The sequence below is a fragment of the Baekduia soli genome, from assembly GCF_007970665.1.
Classification (GTDB): Bacteria; Actinomycetota; Thermoleophilia; order Solirubrobacterales; family Solirubrobacteraceae; genus Baekduia; species Baekduia soli.
The window spans coordinates 544,075-559,248 of record NZ_CP042430.1 but is presented as its reverse complement, the minus strand read 5'-3'; the positions used below and the strand labels follow the sequence as shown (position 1 = coordinate 559,248).

At 73.7% G+C, this 15,174-nt stretch carries 16 protein-coding genes; 9 read left to right on the top strand and 7 right to left on the bottom strand.

What is annotated here, in order from left to right; genetic code table 11:
* Nucleotides 1-23: 23 nt before the first annotated feature.
* The 4 genes from FSW04_RS02450 to FSW04_RS02435 all read left to right on the top strand — a co-directional run bounded on the left by FSW04_RS02450 (nucleotide 24) and on the right by FSW04_RS02435 (nucleotide 2,771).
* Nucleotides 24-995, top strand: coding sequence for an ATP-binding cassette domain-containing protein (locus FSW04_RS02450; protein ID WP_146915875.1), 972 nt, complete (start codon nucleotides 24-26; stop codon nucleotides 993-995).
* Entirely contained in the window at nucleotides 992-1,795 is an 804-nt protein-coding gene (locus FSW04_RS02445; protein ID WP_146915873.1) for an ABC transporter permease, read from the top strand. The genes FSW04_RS02450 and FSW04_RS02445 overlap by 4 nt, the downstream gene beginning before the upstream one ends.
* Before the next feature lie 68 nt (nucleotides 1,796-1,863).
* Entirely contained in the window at nucleotides 1,864-2,187 is a 324-nt protein-coding gene (locus FSW04_RS02440; protein ID WP_146915871.1) for a DMT family transporter, read from the top strand.
* Nucleotides 2,184-2,771, top strand: a complete 588-nt coding sequence (locus FSW04_RS02435) for a TetR/AcrR family transcriptional regulator (RefSeq protein ID WP_146915869.1) — start codon at nucleotides 2,184-2,186, stop codon at nucleotides 2,769-2,771. Before FSW04_RS02440 ends, FSW04_RS02435 begins: the two co-directional genes overlap by 4 nt.
* Before the next feature lie 3 nt (nucleotides 2,772-2,774).
* Here the strand turns inward: FSW04_RS02435 and FSW04_RS02430 are convergent, their stop codons facing one another.
* Nucleotides 2,775-4,352: a hypothetical protein gene (locus FSW04_RS02430; RefSeq protein WP_146915867.1), complete on the bottom strand. Its 1,578-nt coding sequence runs from the start codon at nucleotides 4,350-4,352 to the stop codon at nucleotides 2,775-2,777.
* 88 nt (nucleotides 4,353-4,440) lie between these two features.
* Between FSW04_RS02430 and FSW04_RS02425 the strand changes: the two genes are divergently transcribed.
* On the top strand, nucleotides 4,441-5,277 hold the full coding sequence (locus FSW04_RS02425) for an aldo/keto reductase (protein WP_228430823.1): 837 nt from the start codon (nucleotides 4,441-4,443) through the stop codon (nucleotides 5,275-5,277).
* Between the two features lie 6 nt (nucleotides 5,278-5,283).
* Here the strand turns inward: FSW04_RS02425 and FSW04_RS02420 are convergent, their stop codons facing one another.
* The 4 genes from FSW04_RS02420 to FSW04_RS26695 form a co-directional block, all read right to left on the bottom strand.
* On the bottom strand, nucleotides 5,284-6,060 hold the full coding sequence (locus FSW04_RS02420; protein ID WP_187369178.1) for an SDR family NAD(P)-dependent oxidoreductase: 777 nt from the start codon (nucleotides 6,058-6,060) through the stop codon (nucleotides 5,284-5,286).
* Between the two features lie 25 nt (nucleotides 6,061-6,085).
* The gene (locus FSW04_RS02415; RefSeq protein WP_146915860.1) at nucleotides 6,086-6,904 is read right to left on the bottom strand and encodes an alpha/beta fold hydrolase; all 819 of its coding nucleotides are present in this window, start codon (nucleotides 6,902-6,904) and stop codon (nucleotides 6,086-6,088) included.
* A gap of 48 nt (nucleotides 6,905-6,952) precedes the next feature.
* On the bottom strand, nucleotides 6,953-8,431 hold the full coding sequence (locus FSW04_RS26700; protein WP_228430822.1) for an HAD-IC family P-type ATPase: 1,479 nt from the start codon (nucleotides 8,429-8,431) through the stop codon (nucleotides 6,953-6,955).
* A gap of 265 nt (nucleotides 8,432-8,696) precedes the next feature.
* On the bottom strand, nucleotides 8,697-9,617 hold the full coding sequence (locus tag FSW04_RS26695; protein ID WP_228430821.1) for a P-type ATPase: 921 nt from the start codon (nucleotides 9,615-9,617) through the stop codon (nucleotides 8,697-8,699).
* Between the two features lie 98 nt (nucleotides 9,618-9,715).
* On the opposite strand from FSW04_RS26695, the gene FSW04_RS02405 reads away from it, so the two are divergent.
* From FSW04_RS02405 to FSW04_RS02390, 4 genes are all read left to right on the top strand, one after another.
* A complete protein-coding gene (locus FSW04_RS02405) occupies nucleotides 9,716-10,201 on the top strand; it encodes a universal stress protein (RefSeq protein ID WP_146915858.1) in 486 nt (161 codons plus the stop codon).
* A gap of 86 nt (nucleotides 10,202-10,287) precedes the next feature.
* Nucleotides 10,288-11,358, top strand: a complete 1,071-nt coding sequence (gene adhP / locus FSW04_RS02400) for an alcohol dehydrogenase AdhP (protein ID WP_146915856.1) — start codon at nucleotides 10,288-10,290, stop codon at nucleotides 11,356-11,358.
* Nucleotides 11,359-11,375: 17 nt separating this feature from the next.
* Entirely contained in the window at nucleotides 11,376-12,908 is a 1,533-nt protein-coding gene (locus FSW04_RS02395; protein WP_146915854.1) for an aldehyde dehydrogenase family protein, read from the top strand.
* Between the two features lie 14 nt (nucleotides 12,909-12,922).
* Nucleotides 12,923-13,240, top strand: coding sequence for a DUF779 domain-containing protein (locus FSW04_RS02390; protein WP_146915852.1), 318 nt, complete (start codon nucleotides 12,923-12,925; stop codon nucleotides 13,238-13,240).
* A 122-nt stretch (nucleotides 13,241-13,362) separates the two neighbouring features.
* Here FSW04_RS02390 and FSW04_RS02385 read toward each other — a convergent pair whose 3' ends face one another.
* The gene (locus tag FSW04_RS02385; protein WP_187369177.1) at nucleotides 13,363-14,454 is read right to left on the bottom strand and encodes a sodium:proton exchanger; all 1,092 of its coding nucleotides are present in this window, start codon (nucleotides 14,452-14,454) and stop codon (nucleotides 13,363-13,365) included.
* A 57-nt stretch (nucleotides 14,455-14,511) separates the two neighbouring features.
* On the bottom strand, nucleotides 14,512-15,147 hold the full coding sequence (locus FSW04_RS25565; RefSeq protein WP_187369176.1) for a hypothetical protein: 636 nt from the start codon (nucleotides 15,145-15,147) through the stop codon (nucleotides 14,512-14,514).
* Nucleotides 15,148-15,174 lie beyond the last annotated feature (27 nt).

The following is a 15,174-nucleotide window of genomic DNA, read 5'->3' as shown; positions in this document are numbered from 1 at the left end:
TCGTGTGCGAGGGTCCCGGGCCGATGACGACCACCACGAACGCGATCGAGGCCCACGGGCTCGTGAAGCGCTACGGGGACAAGCGCGCGCTGGACGGCGTGGACCTAGACGTCGCCCGCGGCGCGGTGTGCGCGCTGCTGGGCCCCAACGGCGCCGGCAAGACCACGGCCGTGCGCGTCCTGACGACCCTCACCAAGCCCGACGCCGGCACCGCGAGCGTCGCCGGCCATGACATCCGCACCGACCCCGTCGGGGTGCGGCGCAGCATCGGCCTGGCCGCCCAGGACGCGACGGTCGACGGCCTGCTGACCGGCCACGAGAACCTCACGATGATCGGCGAGCTGCACCACCTCGGGCGCCGCGCGTCCCTGCGCCGCGCCACCGACCTGCTCGCGCAGTTCTCGCTGACCGACGCCGGGGACAAGCTCGCGCGCGACTACTCCGGCGGCATGCGCCGCCGGCTCGACCTCGCCGCCACGCTCGTCGCCGAGCCCGAGATCCTCTTCCTCGACGAGCCGACCACCGGCCTGGACCCCCGTGCCCGCAACGACCTGTGGGAGGTCCTCGACGGCCTGGTGGCCGGCGGCGCGACGATCCTGCTGACGACCCAGTACCTCGAGGAGGCCGACCGGCTGGCCGACGACATCGTCGTCGTCGACCACGGCCGGGTCATCGCGCGCGGGGACGCGCGCAGCCTCAAGCGCCAGGTCGGCGGCGACCAGCTCCACGTCGTCGTGGTCGATCCCGGCGACCTCGACGACGTGGCGGAGATCCTCGGCCGGGTCGCCGGCGCCGCCCCGGTCGTCGACCGCGCGGGGCGCTCGGCCACCGCCCCCGCCGAGGGCGGCGTGGCCGCCATCGCCGAGCTGGCCTCGGCCATCGCCGACGCCGGCGTCGAGATCGAGGACCTCGGCCTGCGCCAGCCGACGCTGGACGACGCGTTCGTGATCCTGACCGGCGCGCCGGCCCCCGACGAGGTGGAGGGGCGCGCATGAGGTCCAGCACGTTCGTGTCCGACACGTGGGTCATCGCGCGCCGCGGCCTGAAGCACATGCGCCGCCAGCCCGAGGCGCTCTCGGACGCCACGATCCAGCCCGTGATGTTCGTGCTGCTGTTCGCGTTCGTCTTCGGCGGTGCGATCGCCGTCCCCGGCGGGGGCAGCTACAAGGAGTTCCTGATGGGCGGGATCTTTGCCCAGACGATCGTGTTCGGCGCCTTCGGCGTGGCGATCGCGCTGTCCAACGACCGCAACAACGGGGCGATCGACCGCTTCCACTCGCTGCCGATCCCGCGCAGCAGCGTGCTCGCCGGCCACGCGGTGGCCAACCTCATCCGCGCACTGCTGCCCATCGTCTTCATGTCGGTCACGGGCTACATCGTCGGGTGGCGCATCCACTCCGGGGTGCTGGACATCCTGGCCGCCTACGGGCTCATGATCGTGTTCTCGTTCGCCGTGATCTGGATCGGCGTGCTGCTGGGCAGCTCGGTGCCGACGCCGGAGGCCGTGCAGGGCGTGGCCTTCGTCGCGATCTTCCCCATCACGTTCATCGCCAGCACGTTCGTGCCGACGAGCACGCTGCCCGGGGTCCTCAAGACGATCGCGGAGTGGAACCCGACGTCGGCCCTGGCCAACGCGCTGCGCCACCTGTTCGACAACCCGGGCGGCGTCGCCCCGCCGGGGGCGGCGTGGCCGCTGGCCCACCCCATCGCCTACACCCTGCTCTGGGCTGCGGCGATCGTGGCGGTGTGCGCGCCGCTGGCCGTGCGTCAGTACCAGCGCTCGATCCGCAGCTGACGGGCGAGCACCGCCGGCGGGCCGAAGGAACGGAACAAGTGTACCGATAATGGTACACTTGTATCAACATGTTCGTCGCCTGGATCGCGCTCGCCGTCGCCATCGCCTCCGAGATCGTCGCCACCCTCTCCCTGAAGGCGGCCGGCGGTGGGTCGGTGGGCGCCGTGGCGCTCGTCGTGATCGGCTATGTCGCATCGTTCGCGCTGATGCTCGTCGTGCTGCGCCGCATCGAGGTCTCCGTCGCCTACGCCATCTGGGCCGGCGCCGGCACGGCCGCGATCGCCGTCATCGGCGTCGCGTTCCTCGGCGAGCAGGCCGACGTGCTCAAGTTCGCGTCGATCGCCCTCGTCATCGCCGGCGTCGTCGGGCTGAACCTCGGCGGCGCGCATTGACCGCGCGCCCGGTGCGCGGCGAGGCGCGCCGGGAGCTCATCCTCGACGCCGCGATCCGGGTCCTCGGCCACGAGGGGCCCGGGATGCTCACCCACCGGCGCGTGGCCGCGGCGGCGGGACTGCCCCTGGCTGCGACCACGTACTGGTTCGCCTCCAAGGAGGAGCTGCTGGTCAGCGCCTACCGCCGGGCCGCCGACCGCGACATCGCGCGCGTCCGGGCCGTCGCCCTGGCCCACGAGCGTGACGGCCTGGACGTCGCCGACGCGCTGGCCGACCTGGTGGCCTCCGAGCTCCAGGACGGCCGCTCGGCGCTCATCGCCTGCTTCACCATGTCGCTCGAGGCCGCGCGGCGCCCGCAGCTGCGCGACATCGAGGCCGAATGGACCGAGGCCTACGTCGAGGCGATCTCCGCGATGCTGGTGGCCGCCGGCTCGCCCCAGCCGCGCATCGACGCCGAGGTCCTGACCGCCGCGCTGGACGGCCTCCTGCTCGCCCACCTGGCGCGCGGCGGCGGCAGCACCGACGCGCGCGACGCCGTCCTCCCGCACCTCCGGCGCCTGGTCGGCGCGCTCACCGCAGGCTGACGCTCACGGGCGCCGGTGCAGCAGGCGGGCGAAGACGTCGGCCTGCTCGTCGAGCCAGCCCAGCAGCGCCAGGCCGGGGCGCACCGAGGCGGGCGGGTCGCCGATGAGCGCATCGCGCTCCACCAGCCGCGCGAGGTCGACCCGCACCGGCCCGTGGCCCGCGCCGCCCGGCCGCCCCGGGAACGCCACGCCCGCGCGCGCCATCACGTCGACGAGCTCCTGGGCGATGACGCCGTAGGCCACGGTGGTCGGATGCACGCCGTCGAGGGAGAAGATGCCGCCCTGCGCCCGTCCTGACGCGCCGGCGAGGAGCATCCGCGTGTCGGGCGGCGGGTCCAGCGCGGCGAGCTCCGGCGGCAGCGGGTAGGGCGTCCACCAGTCCGGCCGCGCGGCCGGGTCCTGGACGTAGCGGCGCGACGCGAGGCGGTCGAGGATGCCGCAGAGCTCGACGAGCCACCAGTCGCGCCCGTCACGGCGCGCGGCGGCCACGGCGGCCGTGATCGCCGTGTTGTACTGGTCGATCGCGGCGTCGACGGCCCGGGCCTGTGCGGCCGTGACGTGCGGGTCCTGCGCGGGGTCGAAGTCGGCGTCGGCGATCCACGGCCGCGTGTAGTGGGGGAAGTAGCGCGAGCCGGGCCGCCCCTTGCCGCCCACGCCCCGGGCGATCGGCGCGATCGTCACGTGCGGGACCGTCGCCCAGAGGACGTGGCGTGCGTCGATCGCGCGGACCTGCGCGACGACCTGCTCGAGCTCGCGCGCGAAGTGCACCGGCCGCCACACGGTGAAGCGCCGCTTGGCCTCCAGGTCGTCGTAGCCGTCGTCGCTCCAGGTCACGTCCAGGCGCGTCACGGTCTGCAGCGCGTTGTTGGCGCCGAGCATCACGACGAGCGTCTCGATCCCGCCGTCGCGGCCCAGCGCCCGCGCCGCGCCCAGCGGCGTCAGCGCGCGCCCGTCCGGTCCGCGCGCGGCGTGCAGCACCCGGATCGCGGCCCGCTCGCCCGCGTGCTCGACGACCTGGCGCAGCGCCGCGTCGACGGGCGTGCCGAGCTGCCGGCGGCAGCCGTCGGCGGTCTGCGACAGCACGTCACGCAGGTCCCAGCCGAAGATCCCCAGGTTGTGCGGGATGCCGGTCGCCGGGCCCGGGTCGGTGCCCGGCCCGCGCTCCCACCAGTCCTCGATCGCGTCCATCTCCCGGCGCAGGGAGACCGCGGCGGCCGGGAGCCGCCACCACTCCAGGCGGCTGCCGTGGCGGGCCTCCAGCGCCCGGATGACGTGCTCGAGGTTGAACGGCAGGCCGCCATGGCCGGGGTAGGTCGGGTGGCGGAAGCGCCCGGTGATCCCAAGGGTGTGGGCGATGATCGCGGGGTAGGAGAGGTCGGTGCGGAACACGGCCCCGCTCTGGAAGCCGTGCGTGAGCGAGTCGCCGATGGCCACGAGGCGGTGCCGGGGCTCCCCGCCGGGCGCGAGGGCGACCGGGATGCCGAGCGCCGGGTCGGGCGCCGGCTCGCGGGCCTCTGAGCGGATCTCGACGTCAGGCGGTGTCCGCGGGTCGCGCAGCTCGTCGGCGACGGCGCCGGCCATCGGGCGACGGTACGCCCGCCCGGCGCGGGCGGTCAAGGCGCCGCCGCGTTTGGTGCACGCGCAGGCGGGCACCGCATAGGCTATGACCTTGTCCGCGAACCCCGTCCCCGCCGTCACCCTCCGCGATGACGAGAAGATCCCCCAGCTCGGCTTCGGCGTGTGGCAGGTCCCGCAGGACGAGACCGCCGACGTCGTCACCCGCGCCCTGCTGGCCGGCTACCGCCACATCGACACCGCCTCGGCCTACGGCAACGAGGCCGGCGTGGGCCAGGCGATCCACGCCGCCGGCCTCCAGCGCGAGGACGTGTACATCACGACGAAGTGCTTCAACGACGACCACGGCTTCGACCAGGCCAAGCGTGCACTGCGCGCCAGCCTCGACCAGCTCGGCATGGAGCACGTCGACCTGTACCTCATCCACTGGCCGGTCCCGGCGCACGACAAGTACGTCGAGACGTGGAAGGCGCTCATCGAGCTGCAGGCCGAGGGCCTGGCGCGCTCCATCGGCGTCTCGAACTTCCAGCCCGCCCACCTCGAGCGCATCATCGCCGAGACCGGCGTCACGCCCGCGGTCAACCAGATCGAGCTGCACCCCTACCTCCAGCAGGTCGGGCTGCGCCGCGAGCACGACGCGCTGGGCATCGTGACCGAGGCGTGGAGCCCGCTCGCCAAGGGCGCCGTGGCCGACGACCCGGCGATCGCCGCGATCGCCGAGGCCCACGGCAAGTCGCCGGCCCAGGTCACGATCCGCTGGCACCTGCAGCTCGGCAACGTGGTCATCCCCAAGTCGGTGACCCAGGAGCGCATCGAGGAGAACTTCGACGTCCTGGACTTCCACCTCAGCGCCGACGAGATGACCGCGATCGGGGCCCTGGACGCCGGCCGGCGCACGGGACCCGACCCGGACACGTTCATCCGCCCGTAGGGCGCCTCAGAACGCCGACAGGCCGCCGTCGACGGTGATGGCCGCGCCGGTCATGTAGGGCGCGGCGTCGCTGGCCAGGAAGGCGGCGACGGCCGCGAGCTCGGGCGGCCGCCCCAGGCGGCCCATCGGCACCATGCCCTGGTAGCGGGCCAGGGCCTCCAGGTACTCCGGGTCCTCCTCGGAGCGCGCGGAGAAGAACGTGGGCAGCATCGGCGTCTCCACGAGCCCGGGCATCAGCACGTTCGCGCGGATCCCCTCGGGCGCCAGCGCCACCGCCACCGACTTGGCGAACATCAGCACGCCGGCCTTGGAGGCCGAGTCGGTCGGGCTGTTGGGCGAGGCGATGACCGCCGCCGTCGACGCCGTGTAGATGATGGAGGGGGAGCGGTCCGAGCGGCGCAGCAGCGGCAGCGCGCCCTGCGTCATGGCCGTCGGCGCCCACAGGTTCAGGCGCACGCAGCGCAGCCACTGCTCGTGGGTCAGCTCGAAGCCCTTGGGGCCGGGTGCGCCGGCGTGGTTGAACAGGACGTCGACCCGATCGTGGGCGGACGCGAGCGCGGAGAACAGCCCGTCGACGGCATCCTGGTCGAGCAGGTCGACCACGTGGCCCTCGGCCGAGCCGCCGCCGGCGTGGATCGCCTCGACGACCTCCGCGGTCCGCGGCCCGTCGATGTCGACGACGATGACGTGGGCGCCGTAGGCGGCGAACGCCTCGGCCGAGGCGCGGCCGATGCCCGACGCGGCGGCCGTGATGATCGCGATGCGCCCCTCGAGCGTGAGCATGGAGCGCGGCGCCGGCATGCCGGCGTCAGGCGCCGGCGGGCGCGTCGAGGAAGTCCATGACCGTCGCGGCGAAGCCGTCCGGGTCGTCGACGGGGCCGAGGTGGCCGTGGCGCTCCATGACCTCCAGGCGCCCGGCGGGCAGCAGGCCCGCGAGCTCGCGGCAGGCCTCCAGGCGCCAGGCCGGGCTCATGTCGCCGACCATGACGAGCGTCGGAACCGCCAGCGCGGCGAGCGCCTCGCGGTCCATGACGTAGCCCGCAGCCGTCCGGCCCTGGCGCGGCAGCGTGCCGATGTGCGCGGCGGTCTGCTTCCAGCCCGGGCGCACCTTCGCCGCCGCGAGGCGGTGCGGGGACATGCCCATGCGCTCGGTGAGCAGCAGCCCGACGGCCTCGTCGACCTCGCCCTCGGCCACGAGCGCCTCGATGCGGTCCAGCAGGCCGTCCATCGCGTCGTCGTCGCCGATGGAGGGCTCGTAGAGCACCATCGCGCGCAGCGGCGCCCCGCGCAGCGCCGCCTCCAGCGCGACGAGGCCGCCGTAGGAGTGGCCGACGAGGTCGACCGGCGCCGGCGTGGCGGCCAGGACCGCCAGGAGGTCCTGCGCCTCGTCGGCCAGCGCGTAGGGCCCGCTGCTGTGGCCGCTGGCGCCGTGGTCGCGGCGGTCGGGCGTGGAGATCGTGCGGTCGGCCTCCAGGCGGGCGCGCACGGGATCCCACCAGCGCCCGTCGCACATCCCGCCGTGCACGGCCACCAGCGACGGCCCGTCGCCGCCGGTGCGCACGGCGATCGGCACGCCGCCGGCTCCGGTCACCGTCGTGGTGGGCAGGTCCTCGCTGGGCACGTCCACCCCGGCAGCATCCCCGATCGGCGGGTCCGGAGGCGCGGCGGCGTCTCCCTACGCGGCCGCGGCACCGTCCTGCGGCGGCGGCTCCAGCGTCGTCCAGCGCGACGCGCGGTGGTGGATGCGGCGCTCGCGCGGCGGCCGGGGGCGGGCGACCGAGGGCCCGGCCTCCTCGAGGCGGTAGAAGCGGCGCTTGCCCAGCTCGATGAGCAGCAGGTAGACGAGCAGCATCCCGGCCAGCGCCACCAGGAACGCCGGCGGCAGGTGGCGGAAGCCGAGCACGCCGGCCAGCGGCGAGAACGGCAGCGCGATGCCGATCGCCACGACGACGAGGGTGGAGACCAGCAGCGGCAGGCTCGGGCGGCTGTGGAAGAACGGGACCCGGCGCGTGCGGATCGCGAAGATGATCAGGCTCTGGGTCGCCAGCGACTCGACGAACCAGCCCGAGCGGAACAGGTCGGCGCCGGCGTGGAAGCCCCACACCATGATCCCGAACGTCGCGAAGTCGAAGATGGAGCTGATCGGCCCGAAGAACAGCATGAACCGGCGGATCATGAGCGTGTCCCAGTGGGCGGGGCGGCGCAGCTGCTCCTCGTCGACGTGGTCGGTCGGGATCGTCATCTCGCTGCAGTCGTAGAGCAGGTTGTTGAGCAGGATCTGCGTCGGCAGCATCGGCAGGAAGCTGAGCAGCAGCGACGCCCCGCCGGCGCTGAACATGTTCCCGAAGTTCGACGACGTGCCCATGAGCACGTACTTGATGGTGTTGGCGAAGATCCGCCGGCCCTCGACCACGCCGCCGGCGAGGATGTCGAGGTCCTTGTCCAGCAGGACGATGTCGGCGGCGTCCTTGGCCACGTCGGTGGCGTTCTGCACCGAGATCCCGACGTCGGCGTCGTGCAACGCGACCGCGTCGTTGACGCCGTCGCCCAGGAAGCCGACCGTGCTTCCCAGCCGGCGCTGGGCCTTGATGACCCGCGACTTCTGGTCGGGCGTGACGCGCGCGAAGATCGTCGTGGCCGGCAGCGCGGCGGCCAGCTGCGTGTCGTCCATCGCGTCGATGCGGGCGCCCGTGAGCATGCCGGCCACGGGCAGGCCGAGGTCCGTGCAGACCTTCTCGGCGACGCGGTCGTTGTCGCCCGTGATGACCTTGACCTCGACGCCGAGCCGGGCGAGACGCCGCAGCGCCGCGCTCGCGTCGGCCTTCGGACGGTCGGAGAACGTCAGCAGCCCCGAAAGCCGCAGGCCGTGCTCGTCGGCGGCGTCCAGCGACGTCGCGCCGCCGGCGTCGCGTGTCGCGACCGCGATGACCCGCGCGCCGGCGGCGAACTGCGCGTCGAGCGTCGCCCGGGCCTGGGCGGGCACGTCGACGCAGCGCTCCATGACGGCCTCCGGCGCGCCCTTGACGATGACCCGGCGCGTACCGTCGGCCTCCTGCACGAGCACGGTCGACAGCCGGCGCTCGTGGTCGAACGGCAGCGTGGCCAGGCGCCGCACGCCGGCGACGGCGGCGGTGCCGGCCCGGGAGCGCGCCACAGCGCCTGGTCGAGCTGGTTGCCGCCGACGACCTCGCCGCCGGCCAGGGCGGCGTCGTTGCACAGCAGGCCCTCGCGCAGGACCGCCCCGGACTCCGCCCCGCCCGCGTCCCGGGCCGCCGAGAACGTGATGCGGCCGTCGGTCAGCGTCCCGGTCTTGTCGGTGAACAGCACGACGATGTTGCCGAGGTCCTCGATGCTCACCAGCCGCTTGACCACCACCTTGCCCGCCGCCAGGCGCTTGGCGCCGGTGGCCAGGCTGATCGTCACGATCGCGGGCAGCAGCTGGGGGTCAGCCCGACGGCGATCGCCAGCGCGAAGAGCGCGGAGTCCAGCAGGGAGTGCCCGATGGCGATGTTGATGGCCAGGATCGATCCGGCCAGCAGCGCGGTGACCCGCACGAGCAGCAGCGAGAACTCCCGGAGCCCGAGCTGGAAGGCGGTCTGGGGCTGGCGGTCGCCGAGCTGCAGCGCGATCGCGCCGAAGTCCGTCCGCGCCCCGGTGCGCACGACGACGCCGAGCCCGCTGCCCGCGCGCACCACCGTGCCCATGAACGCGCACGACGGGAGGTCGAGCGGCGAGTCGGGAGCCGGCACGGCGTCGGCGCGCTTCTCGGCGGGCAGCGACTCGCCGGTCAGCACGGCCTCGTCGCACTCCAGGCCCTCGGCGTGCAGGAGCCGCAGGTCGGCGGCCACGACGTCGCCGACGGCGAGCAGCACGACATCGCCGGGGACGACGTCGGTGACGTCGACGGGTCCGGGCCGGCCGTCGCGCAGCACGAGCGAGGTGTGGCGCAGCTGGGAGTGCAGGGCCTGCACGGCGAGCTCGGAGCGGTACTCGTTGAAGAACCCCAACCCGACGCTCAGCACGATGATGAGCAGGATGATCGCCGCGCTCGTCTGCTCGCCGACCGCGTAGGAGATCACCGCGGCGGTGACCAGGAGGACGAGCAAGGGGTTGCGCAGCTGGCGGGCCAGGACGGCCAGCGGACGGGCGCCGTGGCTGCGCAGCGCGTTGGGCCCGGCGACCGAGAGCCGGCGCGCCGCCTCCGCGGCCGTCAGGCCGCCCGCCGAGCTGCCCAGCAGGCCCAGGACGTCGTCGGCCGGCGCGACCGCCGCGCCGACGAGGTCCAGCGATCTCCAGTCCACCGCGTCGCGTGACGGCGAGCGCTCGGTGGTCTGGACCATGACGCCCATCGTGCCACACGGCGCCCTTCCGGCCGCCGGCCGGCTCGCGGACGGGTCTGTCACGATCGCCGTCCTGACCGCAACGACGAGGAGCGACCGTGATCCTGCTGTGCTACGACGGGTCCGACGACGCCAAGGCCGCCATCGAGCGTGCCGGAGTCCTGTTCGGGGGCCGCCCGGCGACCGTCCTGGCCGTGTGGGAGCCGCTGGTCGAGACCCTGGCGCGCTCCGGCGCCGGCTTCGGCTACGGGTCCGGGACGCTCGACTTCGAGGCCATCGATCGGGAGACCGAGCAGGCGGCGCTCGCCCGCGCCCAGGAGGGCGTCGAGCTGGCCACGGCCGCCGGGCTGAACGCCCAGCCACGAGCCCGCTCGCGCTCCATGGCGATCGCCGACGCCATCCTCGACGAGGCCGACGACGTCGCCGCCGACGCGATCGTCCTGGGCACCCGCGGGCTCGGCGGCCTGAAGTCGCTGATGCTCGGCAGCGTGTCGCACGCCCTGCTCCAGCACGCCGACCGCCCGGTGATGGTCGTCCCCTCCGCCGAGGTCGCCGCGCAGCGCGCGGCGCACCGCCGGGGCTGAGGCCGGGCCCGACCCGGTAGTTCTCCCCGGGGCGCCCCGTCACGCGTACGGATGACGGGGCGCGTGCGGGCTGGTGTGCTGGATCGATGTCCTCCACCCTCCCGCACGAGGCCCCCGCGGCGGCCACGCCCGCCGGCGCCGCCACGCACCTTGCGGCCGTCGTGCACGACTTCGAGGCGCCCCTGCGCGTCGAGCAGGTCGCCCGCCGGGAGCTGGCGCCCGGGCAGGTCCGCGTCGCCGTCGAGGCCTGCGGGCTCTGCCACACCGACATCCACGCCGCCCGCGGCGACTGGCCCGTCAAGCCGTGCCCGCCGTTCGTGCCCGGCCACGAGGGCGTCGGGCGCGTCACCGAGATCGCGCCGGGCGTCACCGAGGTCGCCGTCGGCGACCGGGTCGCCATGCCCTGGCTCGGCTACGCCTGCGGCGTCTGCGACCACTGCGTCTCGGGCTGGGAGACCCTCTGCCTCGAGCAGCAGAACATGGGCTACTCCATCGACGGGGCCTTCGGCGAGGAGGCCGTCGCGTACGCCCGCTACGTCGTCGCGGTACCCGACGGGGTCGACCCGCCGGACGCCGCGCCCCTGACCTGCGCCGGCGTCACGACCTACAAGGCCGTCAAGGTCGCGGGGACGCGCTCCTCCGACCTCGTCGCGGTGTTCGGCGTCGGCGGCCTCGGCCACCTCGCCGTCCAGTACGCGGCCATCGCCGGGGGCCGTGTCATCGCCGTCGACATCCACGACGGCAAGCTCGAGCTGGCCCGTGAGCTCGGCGCGGAGTTCACCGTCAACGCGGCGGAGGAGGACCCCGTCGCGGCCATCCAGCGCCTCGGCGGGGCCGACCAGGCGATCGCCCTCGCGGTGTCGCCCAAGGCCTTCGAGCAGGCCTACGGCTCTCTGCGCCGCGGCGGCACGCTCGTCTTCGTCGCGCTGCCCGCCGACAACGAGGTGAAGATCCCGATCTTCGAGACCGTCCTGAACGGCATCACCATCGTCGGCTCGATCGTGGGCACCCGCACCGACCTGCGCGAGGTGTTCGCGCTGCACGCGGCCGGGCGCACCCGCGTCATCCGCGAGACCCGGTCGCTGACCGACGTCAACCAGGCCATCGACGACGTCGAGGCCGGCCGCGTGCCGGCCCGCGTCGTCTTCGCGTTCTGACCCCGAAGGAGACCACCATGGCCACCATCCAGCAGACCCCGTCGGCCATCGTCGACCCCGCGAGCGCGGGCATCGGCGCGCGCTACGAGAACTTCATCGGCGGGGCGTGGGTCCCGCCCAGCACCGGCGAATACCACGACGACCCGACCCCCGCCACCGGCGAGGCGTTCACGCAGGTGCCCGTGTCCGGCGCGGCCGACATCGAGCTCGCGCTCGACGCCGCCCACGCCGCCAAGGACGCCTGGGGCGAGGCCTCGACCACGGAGCGCGCCCGCGTCCTGAACCGCATCGCCGACGTCATCGACGACAACCTCGAGACGCTGGCCATCGCCGAGAGCTACGACAACGGCAAGCCGATCCGCGAGACCCGCGCGGCCGACGTCCCGCTGGCCGCCGACCACTTCCGCTACTTCGCCTCGGTCATCCGCGGGGAGGAGGGGGCGATCTCCGAGATCGACAAGGACACCATCGCCTATCACTTCCGTGAGCCGCTGGGCGTCGTCGGCCAGATCATCCCGTTCAACTTCCCGCTGCTCATGGCCGCGTGGAAGATGGCGCCCGCGCTGGCCGCCGGCAACTGCACGGTGCTCAAGCCCGCCAGCCCGACCCCGTGGTCGATCCTCAAGCTCGCCGAGCTCATCGCCGACGTCGTCCCGCCCGGCGTGGTCAACATCGTCAACGGCCCGGGCGCCGAGATCGGCAAGGCGCTGGGCACGAGCAAGAGGATCGCCAAGATCGCCTTCACGGGCGAGACGGTGACCGGCCGGCTCATCATGCAGTACGCCGCGCAGAACCTCATCCCGTCGACGACCGAGCTGGGCGGCAAGTCCCCCAACATCTTCTTCGCCGACGTGATGGCCGCCGACGACGCGTTCCTGGACAAGGCGGTCGAGGGCCTCGTGCTCTACGCCTTCAACAAGGGCGAGGTCTGCACCTGCCCCTCGCGCGCCCTGATCCACGAGTCGATCTACGACGCGTTCATGGAGCGGTGCCTCAAGCGCATCGGCGAGATCCGCCAGGGCCACCCGCTGGACCCGTCGACGATGATCGGCGCGCAGGTCTCGACCTCCCAGCTCGAGAAGATCGAGCGCTACTGCCAGGTCGGCACCGACGAGGGCGCCGAGCTGCTCATCGGCGGCCGGCGCTCGGACCTGCCGGGTGAGCTGGCGGGCGGCTACTACTTCCAGCCGACCGTCTTCAAGGGCCACAACAAGATGCGGATCTTCCAGGAGGAGATCTTCGGCCCGGTCCTGGCCGTGACCACGTTCGCCACCGACGCCGAGGCGCTGGAGATCGCCAACGACACGCTCTACGGCCTGGGCGCCGGCGTGTGGACGCGCGACGCCAACCGGGCCTACCGGATGGGTCGCGCGATCAAGGCCGGCCGCGTGTGGACCAACTGCTACCACCAGTACCCGGCCCACGCGGCGTTCGGCGGCTACAAGGCCTCCGGCGTCGGGCGCGAGAACCACAAGATGATGCTCGACCACTACTCGCAGACCAAGTGCCTGCTGGTCAGCTACGACCCTGAGCCCCTCGGGCTCTTCTAGGCTCGACCGCGGCGATGACCGGACGGATCGCGGTCACCGACGCGGCGCGGGAGGCGATCGCCCGGCTGGAAGAGGTGCACGGACGGCTGATGTTCTTCCAGTCCGGCGGTTCCTGTGACGGCAGCTCGCCCCTGTGCCTGCGCGAGGGCGAGCTCGTCCTGGGCCCCCACGACCGGCTCCTCGGCGAGGCGGCGGGCATGCCGGTCTACATCGACGAGGAGCAGGACGTCCGCTTCGGCCGGCCGGAGTTCGTGCTCGACGTCGCCTCGGGACCGGCCTCGGAGTTCTCGCTGGAGGGCTCCGAGGGCGTGCACTTCATCCTGCGCCCCTGAGTGCGCCGGTCCTCGGCGCCAAGCGCTCGAGCAGCTGCCCGCGCGCACCTCGCCGCCGACGCGCCGTGGTCGACGCAGGGCGCGCGCGGGCAGGGTCCGAAGTGGGGAGTCCGCGGGGGCGATCAGTCCAGCCAGGCGAATGCGCCGAGGGTCACGTACATCCCCACGAGCGCGACGCCCTCGAACACCGTCGCCTCGCCGTCACCCGTGATCTGCCACAGCGCGAGCGCGGTCAGGACGATCGCGCCGACATAGACCGGGGCGAGCTGGAACGTCAGGTGGTGGCTGAACAGTAGCGACACGAGGACGAGCAGCGGGAACAGGAAGACCGCGACCTGGGCCACGGAGTTCTTGACGACGGAGATGGCCAGGTCGGCCTGGCCCTTGGCGGCCAGCACGACGCCGACGACGTTCTCCACCGCGTTGCCCGCCATCGCGACGATCACGAGGCCCGCGAACGCCTGCGAGATGCCCAGGGTGTCGATCGCCGGCTGCAGGGCCGAGACGAACCAGTCCGAGGCGAACGCCGCCCCGGCGCCCGCGACGGCCAGCAGCACGACCGAGACGGCGAGCGGCACGGCGGCGCGGTGGGCCGCCGGCGCCGCCTCCGCGCCCGCGGGCGTCGCGCCCCCCTCCTCTGCCGCCGGCCCGTCGGAGCGCAGGTAGGACCACAGCCACGCGCCGTAGATCGCCAGCAGGCAGACCGCCGCGACGGCCGACAGCGCGTCGACGTGGTGCGAGGCCTTGTCCCCGGTCGCCACGGACAGCGCGACGAGCGCGATCACGAACGACGCCGAGAGCATGAGCGTGGCGGTGTCCTGGGGCAGGCGCGGGCGGAAGCGCATGACGCCGTCGCGGCGGGCCCCGACGATGATCACCACGCCGAGGACGAGCAGCGCGTTGGCGAACAGCGAGCCCACGACGGAGGTCTGGGCCACGACGACCTGGCCGTCGGCGAGCGCGAAGACCACGATGAAGAACTCGGGCAGGTTGCCCAGCGTCGACTGCAGCACCCCGGTCACCGCGGGGCCGAAGCGCGCTCCCACCTTCTCGGTCGCGAAGGACACGATCGAGGCCAGCGTGGCCAGCGACACGGCGGCGATCGCGAACGCCAGGACGCTCGCGGCGCCGGCGTAGTGGGCGACCCCGGCGCCGGCGGTCGCGAGCACGGCGACGAGCAGCGTCAGCCGCTGGCCGGTGGAGAGGGCGGACATGACCGCCATCCTGGCAGCCGCGACGGCGGCCGGCGGCCCCGGGCGGCGCAGCCGGGCTCAGCCCAGGTGCTCGCCGTGCCAGCCCGTGATGACGGGCAGCAGCAGCAGCGCCAGCGCAACGCCGGCGCCCAGCGAGGCCGCCACGAGCATCGCCCGCAGCGAGGAGCCGGGCACCGTCTCGCGCCGGGTCGCGCGGACCCCGCCGGCCAGCGCGGCCAGCAGCCGCGGCAGGTAGGACAGGAAGTGCACGGCGAACAGCGCGCCCCAGACGATGAAGCTGCCCTTGTGCACCGTCATGAGCAGGTCGGAGCGGTGGCCGACGGCCAGCAGCGCGACGCCGCTGGCGAAGATCCCGATCGTGGCGGCCACGAGCACGGGGGCGATCAGGCGCAGCGGCAGGGCCGGCGGCCCCTTCTCGCGGTAGGCGCCGGCCCCGGCGTAGTAGCGGACCATGCGGTAGCCGGTGCTGCCGACCTTGACCCCCAGCGGCGGGATCAGGACCAGCCCGATGAACATGTGCGGCGTCAGCAGGCCGCCGACGTTGAGCACCGTCACGCCCTCGGCCAGCAGCAGGAGCGTGAGCACGCCGGCCATCATGAGCGTGAGGGCCTCGTTGCCGGCCGTGCCGCCGAGGGCGGACCGGCGCCGCGTGGCGGTGGCGCTGGCCTCGGACGTGCGGGGCAGGACGTTCATCGCGGGCGGATCGTGGTCGCCGGCCAT

Excerpts from the sequence above, each read along its gene's own strand:
- FSW04_RS02445 (WP_146915873.1), top strand. The coding sequence starts at position 992 with ATGAGGTCCAGCACGTTCGTGTCCGACACGTGGGTCATCGCGCGCCGC.
- FSW04_RS02450 (WP_146915875.1), top strand. The coding sequence starts at position 24 with ATGACGACCACCACGAACGCGATCGAGGCCCACGGGCTCGTGAAGCGC.
- FSW04_RS02385 (WP_187369177.1), bottom strand. The coding sequence starts at position 14,454 with ATGTCCGCCCTCTCCACCGGCCAGCGGCTGACGCTGCTCGTCGCCGTG.
- FSW04_RS26695 (WP_228430821.1), bottom strand. The coding sequence starts at position 9,617 with ATGGTCCAGACCACCGAGCGCTCGCCGTCACGCGACGCGGTGGACTGG.
- FSW04_RS02395 (WP_146915854.1), top strand. The coding sequence starts at position 11,376 with ATGGCCACCATCCAGCAGACCCCGTCGGCCATCGTCGACCCCGCGAGC.
- FSW04_RS02420 (WP_187369178.1), bottom strand. The coding sequence starts at position 6,060 with ATGCTCACGCTCGAGGGGCGCATCGCGATCATCACGGCCGCCGCGTCG.
- adhP (WP_146915856.1), top strand. The coding sequence starts at position 10,288 with ATGTCCTCCACCCTCCCGCACGAGGCCCCCGCGGCGGCCACGCCCGCC.
- FSW04_RS02440 (WP_146915871.1), top strand. The coding sequence starts at position 1,864 with ATGTTCGTCGCCTGGATCGCGCTCGCCGTCGCCATCGCCTCCGAGATC.
- FSW04_RS02430 (WP_146915867.1), bottom strand. The coding sequence starts at position 4,352 with ATGGCCGGCGCCGTCGCCGACGAGCTGCGCGACCCGCGGACACCGCCT.
- FSW04_RS25565 (WP_187369176.1), bottom strand. The coding sequence starts at position 15,147 with ATGAACGTCCTGCCCCGCACGTCCGAGGCCAGCGCCACCGCCACGCGG.
- FSW04_RS02390 (WP_146915852.1), top strand. The coding sequence starts at position 12,923 with ATGACCGGACGGATCGCGGTCACCGACGCGGCGCGGGAGGCGATCGCC.